A 22,899-nucleotide genomic window follows, 5' to 3' on the forward strand; every position below is an offset into this window, starting at 1 on the left:
CGCGTGCTCGCTACGCGGCTCAGCCCAGCCAGTCGCGCCAGGGCAGCGCCGCATCGCCCAGCGCCACGAAGTCGCCGTTGAGCAGCGATTCGCGGCGGTTGTAGCGGAACGGCTTGCCGGTCGCGGCGGCCAGCAGCGCGCCGCCAGCGGCCTGCAGCACGCACTGCCCGGCGGCGGTGTCCCATTCGGAGGTCGGGCCGAAGCGCGGATACACGTCCAGGTCGCCATCGGCGATGCGGCAGAACTTCAGCGACGACCCCTGCGCGACCAGTTCGATCTCGCCCATGCGCTGCAGCAGCGCGTCGGTACGCGCGTCGCGGTGCGAGCGGCTCGCCGCCACCCGCAGCGGCGCCGTGGCCGGCCGCCGGGTGTTCAACGCGGTGTCGCGGAAGCCCTCGCGGCGGTACGCCTGCTCGCCACGCACCGCATGCCAGACGCGGCCATCGACCGGCGCCTGGACCACGCCGAACACCGGCGCGCCCTGGTGGATCAGCGCGATGTTGACGCTGAACTCACCGTTGCGCTTGACGAACTCGCGGGTGCCGTCGAGCGGGTCGACCAGCCAATAGGTGGTCCAGTGCTCGCGCACCTCCCACGGAATCTGCGCCGATTCCTCGGACAGCACCGGCAGGTCCGGGGTCAGCCGCTCCAGGCCTTCGACGATGATCTGGTGCGCGGCCAGATCGGCCTGGGTCAACGGGCTGGTATCGGCCTTGTGCTCCACCTCGAAGCCGGTGGCATAGACGGACATGATGGCCGCGGCGGCATCGATGGCGATGGCGATCACGGTTTCGCGCAAATCACTGGTGAGACGGATCATTCGGCGCGACCCAGCCACTCGCGGGCGATGAACAGCGCCGCCAGCGAACGCCCCTCGGAAAAATCTTCACGCAACATCAGTTGATCCAGTTCAGCCAGTTTCCAGGGCACCACTTCCAATTCCTCCGGCTCGTCGCCGGTCAGTCGTTCGGGATAGAGATCTTGTGCAAGCACCAGCCACGACTGGTGGCTCATGTAGGTCGGCGCCAGGGTCATCGCGCGCAGCACGCGCAACTGCCGCGCGCCGTAGCCGGCCTCTTCCTTGAGTTCGCGGTCGGCTGCCTGCAGCGGGGTCTCGCCGGCGTCGATGCGGCCCTTGACCAGCCCCAGTTCGTAGCGATGCACGCCGGCGGCGTATTCGCGCACCAGCAGCACGGTCTGCGCATCCAGCATCGGCACCACCACCACCGCGCCATGACCCGGCGCCTTCAGCCGGTGGAACACGCGGCGCTCGCCATTGCTGAACTCCAGGTCCAGCTCCTCGACCCGGCGCTCGGCGGCCGATTCGCTGCGCTCGCGCACGGCATGGATGACCGGCAATCGACGGGTCACGCCGGCACCCTGCGGCGCCGGACGGCGTCGATCGATAGAATGCGCGGAGCGAAGAACCTGTTCATGAGCGCGAAATGCTATCAGACCTGACCGCAGCACAGATGGCCGAGGCGTGGCGCACGCGTGATCTGGCCGTGCTCTGGCACCCGTGCACGCAGATGCGCGAGCACCCCGACACCCTGCCCCTGGTCCCGATCGCCCGTGGCGAAGGCGCCTGGCTGATCGACCACGGCGGCCGCCGTTACCTGGATGCGGTGAGCAGTTGGTGGACGAATCTGTTCGGCCACGGCGAGCCGCGCATCGCCGCGGCCATCGCCGCCCAGGCCACCCAGCTGGAGCAGGTGATGCTGGCCGGCTTCAGCCACGAACCGGCGGTACTGCTGGCCGAGCAGTTGCTGGCGCTGGCGCCGCGCCAGGAAGGGCGCGCACCGCTGGCCAAGGTGTTCTATGCCGACAACGGCTCGGCCGGCGTGGAAGTGGCGCTGAAGATGGCGTTCCACTATTTCCAGAACCGCGGCGAACCGGGGCGCACCCGCTTCGTCGCGCTGGAGAACGGCTATCACGGCGAGACCATCGGCGCACTGGCGGTCGGCGACATTCCGCTGTATCGGCGGGTGTACGCGCCACTGCTGGCGGAGGCCTTGTTCGCGCCCTCGCCCGACGCCTACCAGGCCGCGCCTGGGCAGAGCGCGCGCGAACGCGCCGATGCCGCCGCCGATGCGTTGGCCGACCTGTTCGACCGCCATCCCGGCGAGATCTGCGCGGTGATCCTGGAACCGCGCCTGCAGTGCGCCGGCGGCATGCGCATGCACGATCCGGCCTATCTGCGGCGGGCGCGCGAACTGTGCGACGCCAACGGCGCCTTCCTGATCGCCGACGAGATCGCCACCGGCTTCGGCCGCACCGGCACCCTGTTCGCCTGCGAGCAGGCCGGGGTGATGCCGGACCTGCTGTGCCTGTCCAAAGGCCTGACCGGCGGCTTCCTGCCGCTGTCGGCGGTGCTGGCCACCCAGCATCTGTACGACGCTTTCCTCGACGACAGCCGCGAACGCGCCTTCCTGCATTCGCACAGCTACACCGGCAACCCGCTGGCCTGCGCCGCGGCGCTGGCGTCGCTGCGGATCCTGCAGGAGGACGACGTGATCGCACGCAACCGCAGCACCGCCGAGACCATGCGCGCGCTGTCGGCGCCGTTCGCCGAGCATCCGCACGTGGCCGACGTGCGCCAGGCCGGCATGGTGGTGGCGTTCGAACTCACCCGCAACGGCGACAAGCGCACGCCCTTCCCCGCGTCCGCACGCGTCGGCCTGCACGCCTACCGTGCCGCGCTGCAACGCGGGGTGGTGCTGCGCCCGCTGGGCGACGTGCTGTACTGGATGCCGCCGTACTGCGTGGACGCCGAGCAGTTGACGCTACTGGCCGAGACCACGCTGGCGGCGATCGACGAGGCGATGGCATGCGCCTGACCCGCTGCCACGTGGAGCTGCCGCTGCACGCCGGCGCAGAGTTGAGCCTGCCGGAAGACGTCGCCAACCACCTGCTGCGCGTGCTGCGGCTGCGCGAGGGCGATCCTTGCGTGCTGTTCAACGGCGACGGCTGCGATTACCCCGCCGAACTGCTGCAGGCCGGCAAGCGCAACGCCAGCGTGCGCATCGGCGCGGCGCAGCCGGTCGACAACGAGTCGCCACTGGCGATCACCCTGCTGCAGGGCGTGGCGCGCGGCGAGAAGATGGACCTGATTCTGCAGAAGGCCACCGAGCTCGGCGTCGCCGCGATCGTGCCGGTCTGGGCCGAGCGCACCGAAGTGAAGCTGGATGCGGCGCGGGTGGACAAGCGCGTGGCGCACTGGCGCAGCGTGGTGATCTCGGCCTGCGAACAGTCCGGCCGCGCGCGCGTGCCGCAGCTGAGCGCGCCGCTGGCGCTGGCCGATGCGGCGCGCGCCGCGGCGGACAGCCCGTGCCGGTTGATCCTCGATCCGCAGGGCGAACACCGCCTGCGGTCGCTGGCCATCGGCGGCGCTGCGGCGACGATCGCGATCGGCCCGGAAGGCGGCTGGTCGCCGCGCGACCGCGCCACGCTGGAGGCCGCCGGCTTCGTCGGCCTGCGCCTGGGGCCGCGCATCCTGCGCACCGAAACCGCCGGCCTGGCCGCGATCGCGGCGCTGCAGGCGCACCACGGCGACCTGTGAGTTCAGGCAAGCGATGACGCTGTAGACAGCGGCGCCGCAACGCAGGCGCCGCAGGCATGGGACATATATATGTGTCGACGCGCTACGGCACGCCAGGCACGCCGCGCCGGCGTTGCGGGACGCCGCCCATCGGCGCGGCCATCGCCGCGCCGGGCCGCTCAGTGGCGCTGCTGCAGGAACCAGTTCGCCGCGCCGATCACCCCGAGCTGGCCGTGTTCGACCAGCTTTACCGGAATCTGCTCCAGCGCCGGACGCATCGCACCCTTGTTCAAGTAACGCTCGACGAAACTGCTGGCGGACAGGAATGCGCCGATCTGCGGCAGGAAGCCGCCGGCCAGGTAGACGCCGCCCTGCACGCCGTACAGCAGGGCCATGTCGCCGACCACGCTGCCGAGCAGGCCGCAGAAGGCGGACAGCGCTTCGTGCGCCAGCGGGTCGCCGCCGGCCAGCGCGGCCGCGGTGATGTCGCTCGGTGCGGCGAGCGCGGGCGTGGCGCCACGCAGCTCGCACAACGCGCGATAGAGATTGAGCAGGCCCGGGCCGGACAGGAAATGCTCCATCGGCACATAGGAGCGATCGCGCAACAGCCGCTGCGCCAGCGCCAGTTCCAGATCGTTGCCGATCGGCAGCGCGGCATGGCCGGCCTCGGTGGCCAGCACAATGGCGCCGCCCTGGGTCGGAATCCACACCGCGGCGCCGAGACCGGTGCCCGGACCGATCACCAGCGCAGGCCCGCGCTGCGCCTTGCGCGGCCCGGTCAGATGCAGCACTTCGCTGGCGTCCATCGACGCGGCCGCATACGCCACCGCTTCGAAATCGTTGACCAGATGCAGTGCCTTCATGCCCAGGCGCTCGCGAATTTCCGGCGGCGACAGCGTCCACGGCAGATTGGTGGTGATGACGCGACCATCTTCGAGCGCGTAACCGGCGCTGGCGATCACCCCACGGGTCGGCTTCGGCCCCTGCACCTGGCCCAGGAACTCGCCGATGATCTCGGCCAGACCGGGGTAATCGGCGCAGCGGTATTTGCGATAGTCCAGCACATCGACGGACGGCGCCGGGCCGGCACCGGCAGCGCGTGCGACCAGGCCGATCCGGACATGGGTTCCGCCGACATCGGCAGCAATGAAGGGCTCGGCGCGCGGCACGGCCGCTGCCACTGATGAACTGCTTGCGGACACATCTTCTCCCGTTGCGCCAGAGCAGGCGCACGCCGATTCGGCAGATTGATCGATCGAGTGTCGGACCACCTTGACAACGTTGTCAAGATGAATTTCACCGGTTTGTCGTTTTGTCTTCACCACTGCGACTTCGTCGGCCGGATCGCCCGGCCATTCGAGTGGTCGATCGCATGGCGCGTTGCATGGGTGAACATCCGTCGCAAAATTTCGCCGCATTGCACAAATTTCTGCCACACGCCCGGCCAACTGGCAGCGCCTGCCACACCAGGGCCTCGCGGCCAACGCAGGCCAGCTGCACCCATCCGCGGGCATGTTTTCTTTTGTAGACAAGCACCTAGCAGACGCGACGGAAGGGCCGCGAAAGCCTCCGGAAAGATGCCGCGGCGAGCCTTGCTTGCATTCGTCAAAACCACGTGAAACGGATGTTGACAACGCTGTCAGCGCTACGACAGACTCGGCTCACACAAGTTTTACAACTTCAAGACATGCCACGTTCAGGGGATTCAGACACAGCGACGCATCGCCGCTCCTCCCGCGCCAAGTGGCAGGACGCGCGCTGACGCTGCGACCGGCATCCCCGAACCGACGAAACCACGCCCCGAGCCGGGCCGGACGCAGCGGCGTCCGGATCAGGCAACAAGGTGCACTGCTGTATTGCTGGACTTGGTTGTTACCTGCAGGAACACAGGAAGGACTGGCGCCCTCGATGCCGCCGGTTGGCTACTTCCGCGTCAGCGACCGGACGACGCGCATCGAGATGCGATCCGCGCAGCGCCACCAGGCGCGGCGCCATCCACAAGGCCGGGCAGCGGCCAGCACGCCGGAACATCGGTTGGCACCTCATGCCCAAGTACTCACCCAGAGGTTTAGCCAATGAATAGCCGCACCACTACCTTAGCCCTCAGCATCATGGCCGCGCTGTACCTGTCCGGTAACGCCGCCGCGCAGGAAGCGCCCGCTTCCGCCACCGCGGATTCCAAGAACGTCCAGCAGCTGGATGCCATCACCGTCACCGGTTACCGCGCCTCGCTGGAGAAGAGCCAGTCGGTGAAGCGCTCGGCCAATTCCATCGTCGATGCGATCAGCGCCGAGGACATCGGCAAGTTCCCGGACACCAATGCCGCCGAGTCGCTGGCGCACCTGCCGGGCATCAGCGTGGACCGCCAGTTCGGCGAAGGCGAGAAGGTCAGCATCAACGGCACCGACCCGGCGCTGAACCGCGTGCTGCTCAATGGCCAGACCATCGCCTCGGGCGACTGGGGCGGCAACCCGACCGACACCAGCGGCCGCACCTTCAACTACACCCTGCTGTCGCCGGAAATCATCGGCCTGATGGAGGTCTACAAGACCCCGGAAGCCCGCATCGACGAAGGCTCGATCGGCGGCACCGTGATCGTGCACACCCGCAAGCCGCTGGACCTGCCGAAGAACACCATCCGCGGCTCGATCGGCTACAACTACAACGACCGTTCGGAAGAAGGCAATCCGCGCGGTTCGGCGCTGTGGAGCTGGAAGAACGACGACGAGACCTTCGGCGCGTTGATCTCCGCCACCCACGACAAGCAGGATCTGTCGCGCGCCGGCATCGAGTTCTTCGGCTACAACACCGGCGCCGGCATCCCGCCGACCGCTCGCATCTCCGGCGACGGCGGTAACGTCGCGACTGCCAAGATCCCGGTGGGCATCAATAGCGCCTTCTTCCAGCAGACCCGCGAGCGCAACGGCCTGCAGGGCGCGCTGCAGTGGAAGCCGAACGATCAGAACGAGTTCAACCTGACCGGCATCTACATCAAGGGCAAGTACAACAACTTCAGCGAATCGCGCTACGTCTGCCCGGGCTGCGGCGACCAGGACAAGATCACCAGCGCGACCGTGCAGAACGGCTACATCACCCAGGCCACGGTCACCGACGGCGCCGGCAACGGCAAGCAGCCGTATGCGCAGCTGGACACCAACTACCGCGAAAGCACCGTCACCACCAAGAGCCTGAACCTGCGGCACGACTTCTACGGCGACAAGTGGGTGTTCACCTCTCAGGTCGGCACCACCGAGGCCACCGGCGGCAAGAACCCCGAATACCTGATGAAGTTCCTGCTGAAGGACGGTGGCTACAACTTCGGTTACGACGGCAGCCACACCGACGTCAACTACGACAACGCCAGTGCCGCCAACTGGGGTCTGGTCGGTTCGCCGGCCGGCCTGGCGCCCGGTTCCACCGCCGCTTCGGCGATGCAGGCCGGCGGCATCTACTACGCCAAGAGCACGGACAAGGAGAAGTACTTCCAGTTCGACGCCGCCCGCGATCTGGACTGGGGCCCGCTGAACAAGCTGCAGCTCGGCTACAAGTACATCAATCACGACAACGGCGTCGACGCCCGCGGCAACCGCATCAACACCACCAATGCGATTTCGCTGACCGACTTCAGCCCCGGCACCACCCCGAGCGGTCTGTACGACGGCCTGGGCGCCAGCGGCGACCTGACCAACTGGCCGACCGCCAACCTCAACTCGGTGATCAGCTACCTGCGCGGGCAGCCGCAGGGTCCGTACAACCGCGACTACGGCTCCTCGTTCGACGTCAAGGAGATCACCAGCGACCTGTACGCGCAGCTGAACTTCGAGTCCGGCGCGTGGCGCGGCAACCTGGGCGTGCGTTATGTCGACACCAAGGACAAGTCGCTGTACTGGCAGAGCGCCGATGGCGGCGCCACCTACAACCAGACCCAGGTGAGCAAGCAGTACTACAAGCCGCTGCCGAGCTTCAACCTGGCCTACGATCTGGATACCGACAAGGTGCTGCGCTTCTCCGTGGCCAAGGTGATGGCACGTCCGCGCTACGGCGACCTGGCCGGCTCGTTCACCATCAACAGCAGCAACGGCAACCTGACCGCCAGCGGCGGCAACCCGGACCTGAAGCCCTACGAGTCGACCAACTACGATCTGGCCGCCGAGTGGTACTTCGCCCCGTCCAGCATGCTGTCGGCGGAACTGTTCTATCGCGACATCAGCTCGTACATCGTCACCACCACCTCGCAGCAGCAGCTGACCGATGCGGTGAGCGGCGTGAGCGGCCTGTTCACGGTGACCTCGCCGATCAACGCCTCCGACGCCAAGGTCAAGGGCGCCTCGCTGAACTACCAGCAGGCCTTCGGCTACGGCTTCGGTCTGCAGGCGAACTACACCTACGCCACCGCCGACGCCAGCACCGGCCTGAACCTGCCGTACCTGTCGAAGAACACCTACAACGTGATCCCCTACTGGGAAAACGGTCCGTGGATGGTGCGCCTGAACTACAGCTACCGCTCCAAGTACTTCACCCAGGTCGGCCGCCTGAACTCGCAGGTGTTCACCGACGAGTACAAGCAGCTGGATCTGACCGCCTCGTACGAGATCAACGACTGGATGAGCGTGAGCTTCAGCGCGACCAACCTGCTCGACTCGACGTACTACTGGTACAACGAGGTCAAGTACGCGCCGATCGGCATGTACAAGAACGGCCGCGGCTACCAGGCGCAGCTGAACTTCAAGTTCTGATGTAGCACCGGCGCGCCACCGTCCCTCCACGGTGGCGCGCTTTTTCGTGTCCGGCGCGGCGGCGCCGGCATCGTCTTCTGCAACAAGGAGTGCCGTTCCATGACGACCGAGACCCGCCCCCGTGCGGACCGATCCCGCCACGCCGGAGCCGCACGCCAGACCCTGGCCAGCGCGCTGGCCCTCATGCTCGCGCTGACGGCCCTGCCCGCCGGCGCCGCGGATGCGCCGTCGCCGACCGCGCCCACCGCCACCACCCTCAGTCCGGAACAGATCGACCAGCAGTGGCTGCAGGCCACCGCCAAGTACGCGCCCGAACGCGCGCGGCTGGTGCGCGAAGCCAACGATGGCGCGCGCGGCGGACCGTTCCGACCCGACTGGACCTCGCTCAAGCAGTACCGCTCGCCGTCCTGGTACGACAACGCCAAGTTCGGCATCTTCATCCATTGGGGCGTGTTCTCGGTGCCGGCCTTCGGCAACGAGTGGTATTCGCGCAACATGTACCAGCAGGGCAGCAAGGACTACCTGCACCATCGGGAAACCTACGGCCCGCAGTCGCGCTTCGGCTACAAGGACCTGATCCCGCTGTTCACCGCGCCCCAGTTCGATCCGCAGGCCTGGGCCGCGCTGTTCCGCGACGCCGGCGCCCGCTACGTGGTGCCGGTGGCCGAACACCACGACGGCTTCGCGATGTACGACTCGCAGCTGTCGGACTGGACCGCGGTCAAGATGGGTCCCAAGCGCGACGTGCTCGGCGAGCTGTCCAAGGCGATCCGCGCGCAGGGCCTGCATTTCGGCCTGTCCTCGCACCGCGCCGAGCACGACTGGTTCTTCGACGGCGGCCGCCAGTTCGACTCGGACGTCAACGACCCGCGCTACGCCGGCCTGTACGGCCCGGCGCAGGTGCGCCTGCCGGGCAAGGACGACGCCGACGTCACCAACGACTGGACCCCGGTGTCGCAGGCCTGGCTGGACGACTGGCTGGCGCGCACCACCGAACTGATCGACCGCTACGACCCGGACCTGATCTATTTCGACTGGTGGATCGCGCACCCGACCTTCCGCGGCACCCTGCCGACGATGCTCTCGTACTACTACAACCACGGCGCGGCCAAGGGCGGCGTGGTGGTGAACTACAAGCTCGGCGCCTTCCCCGAAGGTGCCGGCACGCTCGATATCGAGCGCGGCCAGCTCACCGGCATCCATCCCACGCACTGGCAGACCGACACCTCGGTCAGCAACGCCTCGTGGGGCTATGTCGAGAACGACACCTACAAGACGCCGACCTTCATCATCCACATGCTGGTGGACGTGGTCAGCAAGAACGGCAACCTGATGCTCAACATCGGCCCGCGCGCCGACGGTTCGATCCCGGACACCGAACGCACGATCCTGCTGTCGATCGGCCAGTGGCTCAAGACCAACGGCGAGGCGATCTACGACAGCACGCCGTGGCGCAGCTACGGCGAAGGCCCGACCGAAGTGGTCGGCGGCACCTTCCAGGACACCAAGACCAAGCCGTACACGCCCGAGGATTTCCGCTTCACCACCGGCCACGGCGCGCTGTACGCGATCGAGCTGGGCTGGCCGGCCGACGGCCAGGCACTGATCCGCTCGCTGAAGCCGGCCGATGGCGTGCGCGGCGTCACCCTGCTCGCCAGCGGCAAGCCGGTGCCGTTCGAGCAGCGCGCCGACGGCCTGCACCTGCGCCTGCCGGCCAAGCCGGTGGGCGAACACGCCTACGTATTCCGCATCGACCTGTCCTCCCCCACTCCGCCAACGGATCCCTCCCGATGATGAAGCGTTTCGCAGGGCTGCTGTTCGCCCTCGCCCTGGCCTGCGGGCCGGCCATGGCCAAGAACCCGACCGCGCTGTTCTATCTGATGAACACGCAGAAATCGACCAATTCGTTCCTGGCCCACCTCGACAAGATCGACGTGGTGGTGCCGACCTGGTACGGCGTGGACCAGAGCGGCCTGGTCAACGGCACCCCGAACATGTACCTGTACGAGATCGCCAAGCAGCACAAGCTGCGGGTGATGCCGATCCTGTCGATGACCGCCGGGCGCGAGGGCTTCCACAAGCTGCTGCACGACGAGGACGCCAAGCAGCGCATGATCCAGGCGCTGCTGATCCACGGCCGCAAGCATGGCTACTACGGCTTCCAGTTCGATTTCGAGAGCATCGCCTGGACCGACCGCGACGCCTACTCGCTGATGGTCAAGCAGACCGCCGAGGCGCTGCACAAGGCCGGCTTCAAGCTGTCGGTGGCGGTGGTGCCCAATGCCCCGGGCTATGCCGAAGGCGGCGCCTTCGCCAAGTGGATGTGGGAGTACTGGCGCGGCGCCTACGACCTCAAGGCGCTAAGCGCTTCGGCCGACCTGATCAGCCTGATGACCTACGACCAGCACACCCGCTGGACCACGCCCGGCCCGGTCGACGGCATGGTGTGGATGAAGAAGCACCTGGACTACGCGCTGACCCAGGTGCCGAAGGACAAGCTGTCGCTGGGCATCGCCACCTACGGCTACCGCTGGTACACCGGCAATCCGGTCAAGGCCGACGGCACCGAGGCCTCGAACATCACCGCCGACTACATCGACGCCGACGAATCGTTCCCGCTGGCGGAAGAGCAGCACGCCACCGTGCAATGGGACCCGGTGGAGCAGGAATCATGGTTCTACTTCTACCGCGACGACATGCGCGAATGGGTGTTCCGCCCGGATGCGCGCAGCTTCCGCGCCCGCTACGAGCTGACCAAGCAGTACGGTCTGGAAGGCTTCAGCTGCTGGGTGCTGGGCGCTGAAGATCCCAAGGTCTGGGACGAACTGCCGACCGCGGCGCGCTGAGCGGCCACACGACCGAGATGCGACACGGGGGACACGCGGCGCGCAGCGAACGCGCCGCGCTCACCCCAGGCTACCTCACAGCCTCTACGATACGCATCTCGATCGCTTGAGGTAGACCGATGACTGCAGTGGGTGCACACCCCCGATTGCCGCACCGCCCGATGCCCGCCACCGCGCGCATCGCGGCGGCCTCCCGCAACGCCTGGCTGGGGTTGTCCCTGCTCGCCTGTGGCAGCCTGCTCGGTGGCTGCGACCGCACTCCGCCGCCAGCGCCGGCGCCCGCGGCCAAGCCTGCCGCAGCGCCGCCGCCAGCCTCGAAACACGATGACGACGACGACAAGACGCCGCTGCCGTTGATCCCGGCGCCGGCCAAGGCCGAGCGCGACGGCGGCACCCTGACCATCGGCACCGGCGCCGTGCTGTCGGTGCCGCTCGACGATGCCGGCGCGCAGCGCGTGGCGCAGCAACTGTCGCAATTGCTGAGCAAGACCCGCGGCCTGTCGCTGGAGGTGCGTGCGGAGACCATCCCCGCCGACGGCAGCATCCGCCTGCAGCTCAACCCCAACACCGAGGTCGCGCAGGCCGAGGGCTACACGCTGGACGTGGACCCGCGCACCATGCTGATCCAGGCGCGCGAGGAGCGCGGCCTGTTCTACGGCGCGATCAGCGCCTGGCAGTTGATGACCCCGGACGCCGGCAAGGGCGAGGTGGACGTGCCGCAGGTGCACATCCGCGACTGGCCGCGCTTCGGCTGGCGCGGCGTGCTGCTCGACGTGGCGCGGCACTTCCACAGCCCCGACACGGTCAAGCGCCTGCTCGACGCGATGGCCCAGCACAAGCTCAACGTGCTGCACCTGCACCTGACCGACGACCAGGGCTGGCGCATCGAGATCAAGCGCTATCCCAAGCTCACCGAGATCGGCGCCTGGCGCACCCCGCCGGGCGCGGGCACCCATGGCCTGCCCGATCGCTACGGCGGCTTCTACACCCAGGACCAGATCCGCGACCTGGTGGCCTACGCCGCCGAACGCCACATCACCATCGTGCCGGAACTGGACATGCCCGGGCACGCGCAGGCGGCGGTGGCGGCGTACCCGGAACTGGTCGGGGTGACCCGGCAGCGGCCCAAGGTGTCGGTGGACTGGGGCGTCAATCCGTACCTGTTCAACACCAACGACAAGAGCATGACCTTCATCCGCGGCGTGCTGGATGAAGTGCTGCAGCTGTTCCCTTCGCCGTACATCCACATCGGCGGCGACGAAGCGGTCAAGGACCAGTGGGAACGCTCGCCGGCGGTGCGCGCGCAGATGCGCAAGCTCGGCATCAAGGATGCGCATGCGCTGCAGGGCTGGTTCAACCAGCAGCTGGCCGACTACCTGACCCAGCACCAGCGGCGCCTGATCGGCTGGGACGAGATCCTGGAAGGCGGGCTGCCGGCCAGTGCGTCGGTGATGTCCTGGCGCGGCGTGGACGGCGCGGTCGCCGCCGCCAAGCAAGGCCACGACGTGGTGCTGGCACCGGCCGGCTGGATGTACCTGGACAATCTGCAGAGCGCACGCAACGACGAGCCCAACGGCCGCCTGGCCACGCTGCCGCTGCAGAAGGTCTATGGCTTCGACCCGGTGCCGGCGGCGCTCAGCGCCGAGGAGAGCAAGCACGTGCTCGGCGTGCAAGCGGCGCTGTGGAGCGAGTACATCCCCTCCACCTGGCATATCGACCATGCGCTGTTCCCGCGACTGAGCGCGGTGGCCGAGGCGGGTTGGTCGCCGATGGCCGCACGCGACTGGAACGGCTTCCTGCAGCGCATGCCGGCGCAGCTGGACCGCTACCGCCTGCAGGGCATCGCCTACGGCGACGGCGCCTTCGCTCCGGACATCGCCGTGCAGGGCGGCGACAACGCCGCGCTGGACAGCGGGAAGGCCACCGTGGTGCTGGGCAACCAGGCCAAGTTCGGCAGCTTCCGCTACACCACCGACGGCAGCGAGCCCAAGGCCGACTCGCCGCGCTACACCGCGCCGTTCGCGGTGACCCTGCCGGTGACCGTGCGCGCGGCCACCTACGCCGAAGACGGCCGCCTGCTGGCCGCCCCGCGCAGCCGCATCCTCGACCGCGCCAACCTGCTCAGCCGCGATACCCAGGGCCTGGCCTCGTGCGAAGGCGGCGAGCTGGGCCTGCGCGTGCCGCTGCTGCCGGACCTGGCCGACCAGGACACGCCGGTGTTCAACATCGACCTGTTCACCAGTTGCTGGCGCTACGCCGACGCGCGCCTGGACGGCATCGACCGCATCCGCATCGACGCCGCCCGCCTGGCGCGCAACTACGGGCTGGCGCACGACCAGGCCAAGGTCAAGCGCTACCCGGCGCACAGCCCGCGCGGCGAGTTCGAAGTGCGGCTGGGCGACTGCAAGGGCAAGCTGCTGGCGCGGCTGCCGCTGCCGGCCGGCAAGACCCTGGGCGACCAGTTCGCGCTGGAAGCGCGGCTGCCCAAACAAAGCGGCGTGCACGACCTGTGCCTGCGCTCCACCGCGCCCATCGCCGGGCCGTACTACGCCATCGGCGCCGTCCATCTGATCGACACCGCGGCGCAGGCGCCCCCCGCCGCCGCGCACTGACCACGGAGACCCTCGCATGACCCAGCCGCCCCGCCGCCCCCGTTCCGCGTCGCGCACGCGCCTTCCTGCCCGCCTCGGGCTGCTGCTGGCGCTGGCCTTGCCGGCGCTGGGCCAGGCGGCGGCGCCGACGACGCTGTCGCTGCAACAGGGCTGGCAGGTGCGGCTGGCGCCGGGCGATGCCAATGCCAAGGCGCATCCGAAGGCCGCGCAATGGCTGCCGGCGCAGGTGCCGGGCACGGTGCAGACCGACCTGATCGCCGCCGGGGTGGTGCCGGATCCGTTCTATCGCGACAACGAAGCGCAGATCCAGTGGGCGGGTCTGAGCGACTGGCAGTACCAGACCCGATTCCAGGTCGACGCGGCCCTGCTGGCGCGCCCGCACCTGGAACTGGTGTTCGACGGGCTGGACACCTTCGCCGAGGTCTACCTCAACGGCAAGAGACTGCTCGCCGCCGACAACATGTTCCGGCAGTGGCGGGTCGACGCCAAACCGCTGCTCAAGCGCGGCGACAACGTGCTGGAAGTGCGCATCGCCTCGCCGATCAAGAAGATCCAGCCGTGGCTGTCCAAGCAGCCGTACGCGCTGCCCGGCGCCTACGACTCGGCGTTCGGCGACGAGCCGGTGGCGCGGCACAGCTCCACCTACGTGCGCAAGGCGCCGTACAACTTCGGCTGGGACTGGGGCCCGCGCATCGTCACCGCCGGCATCTGGCAGGGCGTGCGCCTGGAAGCCTGGGACGCGCTGCGCGTGGACGGCCTGCGCATCGCCCAGCAGCGCGTCGACGCCGACGCGGCGCAGTTGCTGGCGCAGTTGCAGGTGCAGGCCGGCCGCAGCGGCGAGGTGCAACTGGACCTGGACGTGCTCGGCCCCGACGGCCAGCGTGTCGGCCAGTTCAGCCAGCGCGCGGTCGTCGACCCGGGCGCCAACACCCTGACCGTGCCGGTACGCATCGCCAAGCCGCAGCGCTGGTTCCCGGCCGGCTACGGCCGCCAGGACCTGTACACGTTCAAGGCGCAGCTGCGCGATGCCGCGGGCGAGCGCTTCGAGGCACAGCGCGTCACCGGCCTGCGCAGCGTCGAGTTGCGCCGCGAGAAGGACCAGTGGGGCAAGAGCTTCGCCCTCGTGGTCAACGGCATCCCGGTGTTCGCCAAGGGCGCCAACCTGATTCCGTTCGACAGCTTCCCCACCCGCGTCGACGCCGCGCGCATGCGCGGCTTCCTGCAGTCCGCGCGCGACGCCAACATGAACATGCTGCGCATGTGGGGCGGCGGCCATTACCAGCCTGACAGCTTCTACGAGGATGCCGACCGCCTGGGCATCATGATCTGGCAGGACTTCATGTTCGGCGGCGCGATCCCGCCCTACGACGTCGCGTTCCGCGAGAACACCCGCGCCGAGGCCGAGGAGCAGGTGCGGCGCCTGGGCGATCACCCCAGCATCGTCATCTGGTGCGGCAACAACGAAGTGCAGACCGGCTGGGAGAACTGGGGCGACCGCATCAAGTTCAAGCAGTCGATCGACCCGGAAGAGCGCGAGCGCATCGTCCGCGGCATGACCACGCTGTTCGGCACGGTGCTGCGCGAGGCGGTACAGAAGTACGACAGCGACACCCCGTACTGGGCGACCTCGCCGGGTACCGATTTCGACGGCGCCGCCGACCAGCCCGACGACGGCGACATGCACTACTGGAAGGTCTGGGGCGGCCCGGCGCTGCCGGTCACCGAGTACCTCAACGTGACCCCGCGCTTCATGTCCGAATACGGCCTGCAGTCGTTCCCCGAGATGCGCACGATCCGCGCCTTCGCCGAACCCGGCGACCTGCAGCCGGAATCGCCGGTGATGCGCGCGCACCAGAAGTTCGACAAGGGCAACGGCAACCAGCGCCTGCTGCTGTACATCCGCCGTGCGTTCGGCGAGCCCAAGGACTTCGCCAGCTTCGTCTACCTGAGCCAGATCATGCAGGCCGAGGGCATCACCCTGGCCGCCGAACACCTGCGCGCCTCGCGGCCGCAATCGATGGGGTCGCTGTACTGGCAGCTCAACGACGTGTGGCCCGGCGCGTCTTGGTCGAGCCTGGACTACTTCGGCCGCTGGAAGGCGCTGCAGTACCACGCGCGCCGCTTCTACGCGCCGGAACTGATCGCCGCACTGCGCGACGACAAGGGCCAGACCACCGTGTCGCTGGTCTCCGACCGCACCACGCCGCTGGCCGCGCGCTGGCGCGTGCGGGTGATGGACCTGTCCGGCAAGGTGCTGAGCAAGACCGAGAAGCCGGTGACCCTGGCGCCGCTGTCCAGCGTGCGCGTGGGCAGCTTCAACGATGCGCAGTTGCTGCGCCGCGCCGATCCGCGCCGCAGCGTGGCGGTGTTCGAGCTGCTCGACGGCGAGCGCGTGCTGTCGCGCACCCTGGTGTACTTCGACGCGGCCAAGCGCCTGCAGTGGCCGCAGGCCGACATCCGCAGCGAGTTGCGTGCGGACGGCGACGGCTATGCGCTGACACTGAGCAGCGCCACCCTCGCCGCACAGGTGTGGCTGAGCTTCGGCGACCTCGACGTGACCCTGTCCGACAACGCCTTCGACCTGCTGCCGGGCGAGCCGCTGACCGTGCGCGTGCACAGCAGCGCCACCCTGGAGCAGGTGCGCGCGGCGCTGCAGGTGCGCGATCTGGGCGGAACGATGGCTGGCGCGCCGGCCGAACCGGCGGAGGCGAAGTGATGGGCAAGCCGATGTCGCGGGCGGGCGTCACCTTGTCGGAGGGACTTCAGTCGCGACGGGGCGTTACCGGTAAAGCGTCGGGACGGAAGTCCCTCCCACAAAGGCGCATCTACCTGGCGCTGTGTGCGATCGGCCTGCTCGCCGCCCCGCTCGCCCATGCCGACGAGGCCGAGGACCGCGCCGCCGCGCTGGTGGCGAAGATGACCCGAGCCGAGAAGATCGCGCAGGCGATGAACGCTGCGCCGGCGATCCCGCGCCTGGGCGTGCCGGCCTACGAGTGGTGGAGCGAGGGCCTGCACGGCATCGCCCGCAACGGCGAGGCCACGGTATTCCCGCAGGCGATCGGCCTGGCCGCGACCTGGAACGCCGAGCTGCTGCACGACGTCGGCACCGTCACCTCCACCGAGGCGCGGGCCAAGTTCAACCTCGCCGGCGGCCCCGGCAAGGACCATCCGCGCTACGCCGGGCTGACCATCTGGTCGCCCAACATCAACATCTTCCGCGACCCGCGCTGGGGCCGCGGCATGGAGACCTACGGCGAGGATCCCTACCTCACCGGACGGCTCGCGGTCGGCTTCATCCACGGCCTGCAGGGCGACGATCCGGCGCACCCGCGCACCATCGCCACGCCCAAGCACCTGGCCGTGCACAGCGGGCCGGAACCGGGCCGCCACGGTTTCGACGTGGACGTGTCGCCGCACGATTTCGAGGCGACCTACTCGCCGGCGTTCCGCGCCGCCATCGTCGACGGCCAGGCCGGCTCGGTGATGTGTGCGTATAACTCGCTACACGGCACACCCGCTTGCGCCGCCGACTGGCTGCTCGACGGCCGCGTGCGCGGCGACTGGGGCTTCAAGGGGTTCGTCGTGTCCGATTGCGATGCGATCGACGACATGACCCAGTTCCACTACTACCGCCCCGACAACGCCGGCTCGTCCGCGGCCGCGCTCAAGGCCGGGCACGATCTGAACTGCGGCACCGCCTACCGCGAGCTCGGCATCGCCTTCGACCGCGGCGAAGCCGACGAAGCCCTGCTCGACCGCTCGCTGGTGCGCCTGTTCGCCGCGCGCTACCGGCTCGGCGAACTACAGCCGCAGCGCAACGATCCGTATGCGCGGCTGGGCGCCAGGGACATCGACAGCGCCGCGCACCGCGCGCTGGCGCTGCAGGCCGCGCAGCAATCGCTGGTGCTGCTGAAGAACGCCAACGCCACCCTGCCGCTGCGCCCGGGCCTGCGCCTGGCCGTGCTCGGCCCCAACGCCGACGCGCTGGCCGCGCTGGAAGCCAATTACCAGGGCACCTCGGTGCAGCCGGTGACGCCGCTGCAAGGGCTGCGCACGCGCTTCGGTACCGCCCAGGTCGCCTATGCGCAGGGCGCGCCGCTGGCCGCCGGCGTGCCCGGCATGATCCCCGAGACCGCCCTGCGCAGCGACGGCAAGCCCGGGCTGCGCGGCGAGTACTTCGACAACCTGGACCTGGCCGGCACCCCGCGCGTGCAGCGCCAGGACCGCGTGGTCGGCTTCAACTGGGACCACGTGGCCCCGGCCAAGGGCGTGGACAAGGATCGCTACTCGGTGCGCTGGAGCGGCGAACTGCTGCCGCCAGGCCCGGGCGACTACACCCTGGCGGTGCGGGTGGCGCGCTGCTTCGACTGCGCCGGCCACGACCCGGTGCGCCTGTACATCGACGACCAGCTGGTGGTGGCCGGCAACGCCGAGGACAAGCACGTGCCGGCCGGCATGCACAACGCCGACGGCCGCAACGTCGAGACCGTGCTGCATTTCGACGACGCGCGGCCGCGGCGGATCCGCCTGGAGCTGGAACACCGCGGCCAGGATCAGGGCCTGCGCCTGGAGTGGCTGGCGCCGCCGGCGCTGCAGTTGGCCGAGGCCGAACGCGCGGTGGCACACGCCGACGCGGTGGCGGCCTTCGTCGGCCTGTCGCCGGACGTGGAAGGCGAGGAACTGCGCATCGACGTGCCCGGCTTCGACGGCGGCGACCGCAACGACCTGGCGCTGCCGGCCGCGCAGCAGGCGTTGCTGGAGCGGGCCAAGGCCAGCGGCAAGCCGCTGGTCGTGGTGCTGATGAGCGGCAGCGCGGTGGCGTTGAACTGGGCCAAGCAGCATGCCGACGCGATCATCGCCGCCTGGTATCCGGGCCAGTCCGGCGGCACCGCCATCGCCCAGGCGCTGGCCGGCGACATCAACCCCGGCGGGCGCCTGCCGGTGACCTTCTACCGCTCGACCAAGGATCTGCCGCCCTACGTCAGCTACGACATGAAGGGCCGCACGTATCGCTACTTCAAGGGCGAGCCGCTGTTCCCGTTCGGCTACGGGCTGAGCTACACCCAGTTCGCCTACGACGCGCCGCAGCTGTCGACCGCGACGCTGCAGGCCGGCCAGCCGCTGCAGGTGAGCACCACCGTGCGCAACACCGGCGCGCGCGCCGGCGACGAGGTGGTGCAGGTCTACCTGCAGTACCCGCAGCGCGCGCAGTCGCCGCTGCGCAGCCTGGTCGGCTTCCAGCGCGTGCACCTGCAGCCGGGCGAGGCGCGCACGCTGAGCTTCGCATTGGATGCGCGCCAACTCAGCGATGTCGACCGCAGCGGACAGCGCGCGGTCGAGGCCGGCGACTACCGGCTGTTCGTCGGGGGTGGTCAGCCGGGCACCGGCGCCCCCGGCGAGGACGCGGCGTTCTCGATCAGCGGGCGCATGGCCCTGCCGAAGTGAGCGGCGGGGCCGCCCACGGCCCCTGTCTACGAAATGCGCCAGCGCATGCGGCGGTGCAGCGTAACGGCCCGGCGCGCTGCCGCCGCCGGGCGCCATCCCCGCACGTTCCAGCGTCCTGCTAATTTATTTTTCACGACCTATTGACAGTCTTCCGGGACAGAGGTATCGATAACACGTCGGTGCCGCGCATCGACGATGCCAGACGCGCCGAACGCCGCAGCACTTGCGGCGTTTTCCAGGGCAGTTCCAGGGGTGATGTGCCATGTCATGCAGTCGTCGCAGCCAGGATCGATGCCTCGCCGGAGTTCCGGCGCCCTGCCTGTCGTCCGCGTTCCGCGCGGGCACGCATGGGGGCCGCTGCGCATGACCCGTCGCTACAAGCTGAGCGCGCTGCGTTCGCGCTCCAAGTGCATCGCCGGCTACTCGCCGCCACGCCACTGATCGCCATCTAACGGTCCGCCCAGCCGGCAGACGCCTCGCGTCGGTCGCCGTTCGCTCTGTCCTGTTCGCACGCCCTCCGGCGTGCGGTCCGAGCGTGCGCGCCTTCCGTCCACCGTGTCTGCCTTCCAGGAACGCAGCGGCGCGTCGCCTTCGGCGCGTGCCCGCACCGATCACGATCAGCGAGGTGTCACGTGGCAACCCATCCCCATTGCAAGCGCAAGGCGCTGTGCGCCGCCATCCTGGCCATCACCGGCCTTGCCGCCACCGCACCGGCGCTGGCCGGCACCGTGCAGGGCGAACTCAAGGAGCGCAGCAGCGGCAAGCCCGCCGCCCATGCGAAAGTGGCCATCGCCGGCACCGCGCTCAGCGCCGTCACCGACGCCCAGGGCCGCTTCGTCATCGCCGACGTGCCGGCCGGGCAGTACGCACTGCAACTGGACTACCCCGGTTTCAGCGCGCCGGAAACCACCGTGCAGGTCGCCGACAGCGGCGCCGCCACGGTGTCGATCGCGCTGGACGAGGCCAAGCAATTGCAGACCATCAGCGTGGCGGCCAACCGCTACGACGCCAGCACGCTGAAGATGAACTCCTCGAACACGGTGGACGTGCTCTCGGCCAACGATCTCGAGCACACCGCCGTACACAACGTCGCCGAGGCGCTGGGCCTGATCGCCGGCATCAACATCACCTACAGCGGCTCGGGCTACTTCGGCGGCGTCGACGGCGCCGCGCGCGGCGAAGGCATGTTCGCCTCGGTGCGCGGCCTGCCCTCCGAGTACAACGTCAACCTGATCGACGGCGTCACCGTCGCCCAGGGCATGCCGTACAGCCGCAGCGTGCAGTTGAGCCTGTTGCCGCCTTCCGGCCTGCAGACCATCGTCGCCAACAAGACCTCCACCGCCGACATGGACGGCGACGCGATCGGCGGCACCCTGGATTTCCGCACGCCCACCGCCTACGACTACAAGGACGCCACCAGCGGCAGCGTCACCGTCAGCGGCCGCGTCGAGAGCCGGGCGCGCGACTACGGCGGCGACGGCCTCGGCGGCGGCCTGGCCGGCGAGTTCCAGCACAAGTTCGGCGAGGAGCAGCAATTCGGTTTCTACGCCAGCGCCTATTACGACTACCGCACCTCGACCAACAGCGAAGTGGCCGCGGCCACCAGCGCGCTCAACGACGGCTCCTGGAAGTTCCTGCATGCCAATGCCGACGGCAGCAACGCCGCCGGCTACGCGCCGCAGGACAACCTGACCAGCACCGGCATGAACGTCGGCGTGGTCGCCGGCTGGGAACGCCGCTACGGCGGCAACGCCGCCTTCGACTGGAACGTGGACGACACCTTGTCGGTGTACGCACGCGCCACCTACGCCTACGCCAAGACCGACCAGGGCACCACCTTCGTGCAGTTGCTGCCGCAGGACGTCAGCTTCGTGCCGACCGCCACACCGGGCGTGTATTCGCCCAACATCAACCGCATCGCCGCGCGCTTCTGGTACGAGACCAACCCGGAAATCGCCGACCTGGCCACCTTCCAGGTGGGCGCGCGCAAGACCGCCGGCAACTGGACGCTGTCGCCGAACCTGTTCTACAGCTTCGGCGACAACGACCGCCCCGACCACATCGAGATCGACGGGCGCGAGGACAAGTTCAGCCAGGCCAATTTCGCCTACTCCGGCAGCAGCCTGATGCGCTACGGCAGCGGCGCCTTCCCCTACCCGCAGCTGACCCCGGCGCTGCTGGCGCAGGTCAACAACATCCCCTCGCTGTACGCCAGCAGCTACGGCGAATCGACCAAGATCTACTCCGGGCAGAAGAAGGGCGGCGCCAAGTTCGACGCGCGCTACGACTTCGCCGACGGCGCGCTGACCGCGCTGCAGTTCGGCGTGAAGTACAGCAAGAGCAGCCGCCACTACAGCAATCGCGACTGGTGGACCGGCCCGGTGCCCGACACCAGCACGCTCGGCGACCTGGGCATCTTCAACGGCGGCTACGCGGCGATCTTCCCCGGCAAGTACCACTGGGCCACGCCGCGGGTCAGCGAAGGCGCGGTGGCGCAGGTCATCGCCAACCACCTCACCGACGACGACCTGGATACCTGCGGCAGCGCGTTCTACGTCAACAACTGGAACTGCAACACCATGCGCGGTACCGAGGCGGTCAGCGCCGCGTACGCGATGGCGACCTTCTCCTTCGGCAGCCTGGAAGTGGTGCCGGGCGTGCGCTTCGAGCACACCAGCATCCACAACACCTTCTGGACCACGCCCACCGACAGCGACGGCAACCAGCAGGTGGGCTACTTCGCCGCCAACAGCACGCACTACGACCAGCCGCTGCCGAGCGTGTTCCTGACCTGGCGCCCGGACAGCGCCACCACCTACCGCGCCGCGCTGTGGACCAGCTATACGCGGCCGGCGTTCGTGCAGTTGGGCGGCGGCAGCCAGATCAACATCTCCAACGGCATCACCACCATCAGCCAGGGCAACCCGGACCTGAAGGCGATCACCTCGACCAACCTGGACCTGTCCGGCGAGTGGGCGACCGACCATGGCGGGTTCTTCTCGGTGGCCGGCTTCTACAAGCGTCTGCACCACTACATCTACGATGCGGGTTCCGGCCAGGCCAATTCGGGCACCAGTGGCAGCGGCACGGTGTTCTACCAGATGCCGACCAACGGCGGCGACGGTCGCGTCTACGGCGTGGAGGTCAGCGCGCGACAGCGTTTCCAGGATCTGCCGGCGCCGTTCGACGGGCTGGGCGTGAGCGCCAACGCCACGCGCCAGCATGCGCACGCCGATCTGGGCATGGTCGGCTTCGAAGACGAGCAGATGCAGTCGGCGCCGAACGCGATGGCCAATCTGGAGTTGTTCTACGAGCGCTCGAAGTTCTCGGTGAACCTGAGCTATCACTTCAGCAGTTCGTATCTGCTGAACTACGATTTCCTGCACCAGAACGCGCCGTGGGACGATCTGTGGGCGCGGCCGACGCGGCGGGTGGATCTGCATGCGGGCTATCGGTTCGACAATGGGGTGAATGTGGATCTGTCGATCTCCAATCTCACCAAGGAATACAGTTACTGGGGCCATGTGGGCCGGCACAATCTGGCGGTGTCGGACATCGTCGATGCCGGCATGATGACGTTGTTGACCGTCAAGTACGCGTTCTAGGGCGCGGCGGCGTGCGCACTGGGATGCCATGGCGGAGCGTTGCCAGGGTCTCTGCGGGAGCTTCTTCAGTCCCGACGGGACTTATCGACTTCGCCTCGGCCACGCTTTTTGTGGGAG

The 22,899-nt window shown here is 68.7% G+C and carries 12 protein-coding genes; 9 read left to right on the plus strand and 3 right to left on the minus strand.

Translation table 11 applies throughout. The annotated features are described in order from the left end of the window. Positions 1-19: 19 nt before the first annotated feature. Together cysQ and nudE are read right to left on the minus strand one after the other, a co-directional pair. Entirely contained in the window at positions 20-820 is an 801-nt protein-coding gene (gene cysQ, locus CEK69_RS08805; RefSeq protein ID WP_017912917.1) for a 3'(2'),5'-bisphosphate nucleotidase CysQ, read from the minus strand. Further along, the gene (gene nudE, locus CEK69_RS08810) at positions 817-1,371 is read right to left on the minus strand and encodes an ADP compounds hydrolase NudE (RefSeq protein WP_026143746.1); all 555 of its coding nucleotides are present in this window, start codon (positions 1,369-1,371) and stop codon (positions 817-819) included. Before nudE ends, cysQ begins: the two co-directional genes overlap by 4 nt. A gap of 74 nt (positions 1,372-1,445) precedes the next feature. Here nudE and bioA point away from each other — a divergent pair, with 74 nt between their 5' ends. Together bioA and CEK69_RS08820 are read left to right on the plus strand one after the other, a co-directional pair. Then, complete coding sequence (gene bioA / locus CEK69_RS08815) at positions 1,446-2,837, plus strand: adenosylmethionine--8-amino-7-oxononanoate transaminase (RefSeq protein WP_152245070.1); 1,392 nt, start codon at positions 1,446-1,448, stop codon at positions 2,835-2,837. Then, positions 2,828-3,559, plus strand: coding sequence for a 16S rRNA (uracil(1498)-N(3))-methyltransferase (locus tag CEK69_RS08820; protein ID WP_152237210.1), 732 nt, complete (start codon positions 2,828-2,830; stop codon positions 3,557-3,559). Before bioA ends, CEK69_RS08820 begins: the two co-directional genes overlap by 10 nt. Positions 3,560-3,717: 158 nt before the next feature. Here the strand turns inward: CEK69_RS08820 and CEK69_RS08825 are convergent, their stop codons facing one another. Then, positions 3,718-4,740 (minus strand): glucokinase family protein, encoded by a 1,023-nt coding sequence (locus CEK69_RS08825; protein ID WP_152245136.1) that lies wholly within the window; start codon positions 4,738-4,740, stop codon positions 3,718-3,720. An 873-nt stretch (positions 4,741-5,613) separates the two neighbouring features. On the opposite strand from CEK69_RS08825, the gene CEK69_RS08830 reads away from it, so the two are divergent. The 7 genes from CEK69_RS08830 to CEK69_RS08860 all read left to right on the plus strand — a co-directional run bounded on the left by CEK69_RS08830 (position 5,614) and on the right by CEK69_RS08860 (position 22,782). Further along, entirely contained in the window at positions 5,614-8,274 is a 2,661-nt protein-coding gene (locus CEK69_RS08830) for a TonB-dependent receptor (protein ID WP_152237209.1), read from the plus strand. Between the two features lie 99 nt (positions 8,275-8,373). Continuing rightward, positions 8,374-10,068, plus strand: coding sequence for an alpha-L-fucosidase (locus tag CEK69_RS08835; protein ID WP_017910451.1), 1,695 nt, complete (start codon positions 8,374-8,376; stop codon positions 10,066-10,068). Beyond that, positions 10,068-11,120 carry a glycosyl hydrolase family 18 protein gene (locus tag CEK69_RS08840; protein ID WP_017910450.1) on the plus strand — a complete coding sequence of 351 codons (1,053 nt, stop codon included), beginning with the start codon at positions 10,068-10,070 and terminating at the stop codon, positions 11,118-11,120. Before CEK69_RS08835 ends, CEK69_RS08840 begins: the two co-directional genes overlap by 1 nt. Positions 11,121-11,239: 119 nt before the next feature. After that, complete coding sequence (locus CEK69_RS08845; RefSeq protein ID WP_152245072.1) at positions 11,240-13,732, plus strand: family 20 glycosylhydrolase; 2,493 nt, start codon at positions 11,240-11,242, stop codon at positions 13,730-13,732. A 16-nt stretch (positions 13,733-13,748) separates the two neighbouring features. After that, the gene (locus CEK69_RS08850) at positions 13,749-16,448 is read left to right on the plus strand and encodes a glycoside hydrolase family 2 protein (protein WP_152245074.1); all 2,700 of its coding nucleotides are present in this window, start codon (positions 13,749-13,751) and stop codon (positions 16,446-16,448) included. A 200-nt stretch (positions 16,449-16,648) separates the two neighbouring features. After that, positions 16,649-19,177, plus strand: a complete 2,529-nt coding sequence (locus CEK69_RS08855) for a glycoside hydrolase family 3 C-terminal domain-containing protein (RefSeq protein ID WP_226975098.1) — start codon at positions 16,649-16,651, stop codon at positions 19,175-19,177. A gap of 632 nt (positions 19,178-19,809) precedes the next feature. Continuing rightward, on the plus strand, positions 19,810-22,782 hold the full coding sequence (locus CEK69_RS08860; RefSeq protein ID WP_152245078.1) for a TonB-dependent receptor: 2,973 nt from the start codon (positions 19,810-19,812) through the stop codon (positions 22,780-22,782). Positions 22,783-22,899: the final 117 nt, after the last annotated feature.

Origin of the sequence: Xanthomonas sp. LMG 12462 (assembly GCF_009192885.1) — a bacterium.
In the GTDB taxonomy this organism is placed as follows: Bacteria; Pseudomonadota; Gammaproteobacteria; order Xanthomonadales; family Xanthomonadaceae; genus Xanthomonas_A; species Xanthomonas_A sontii.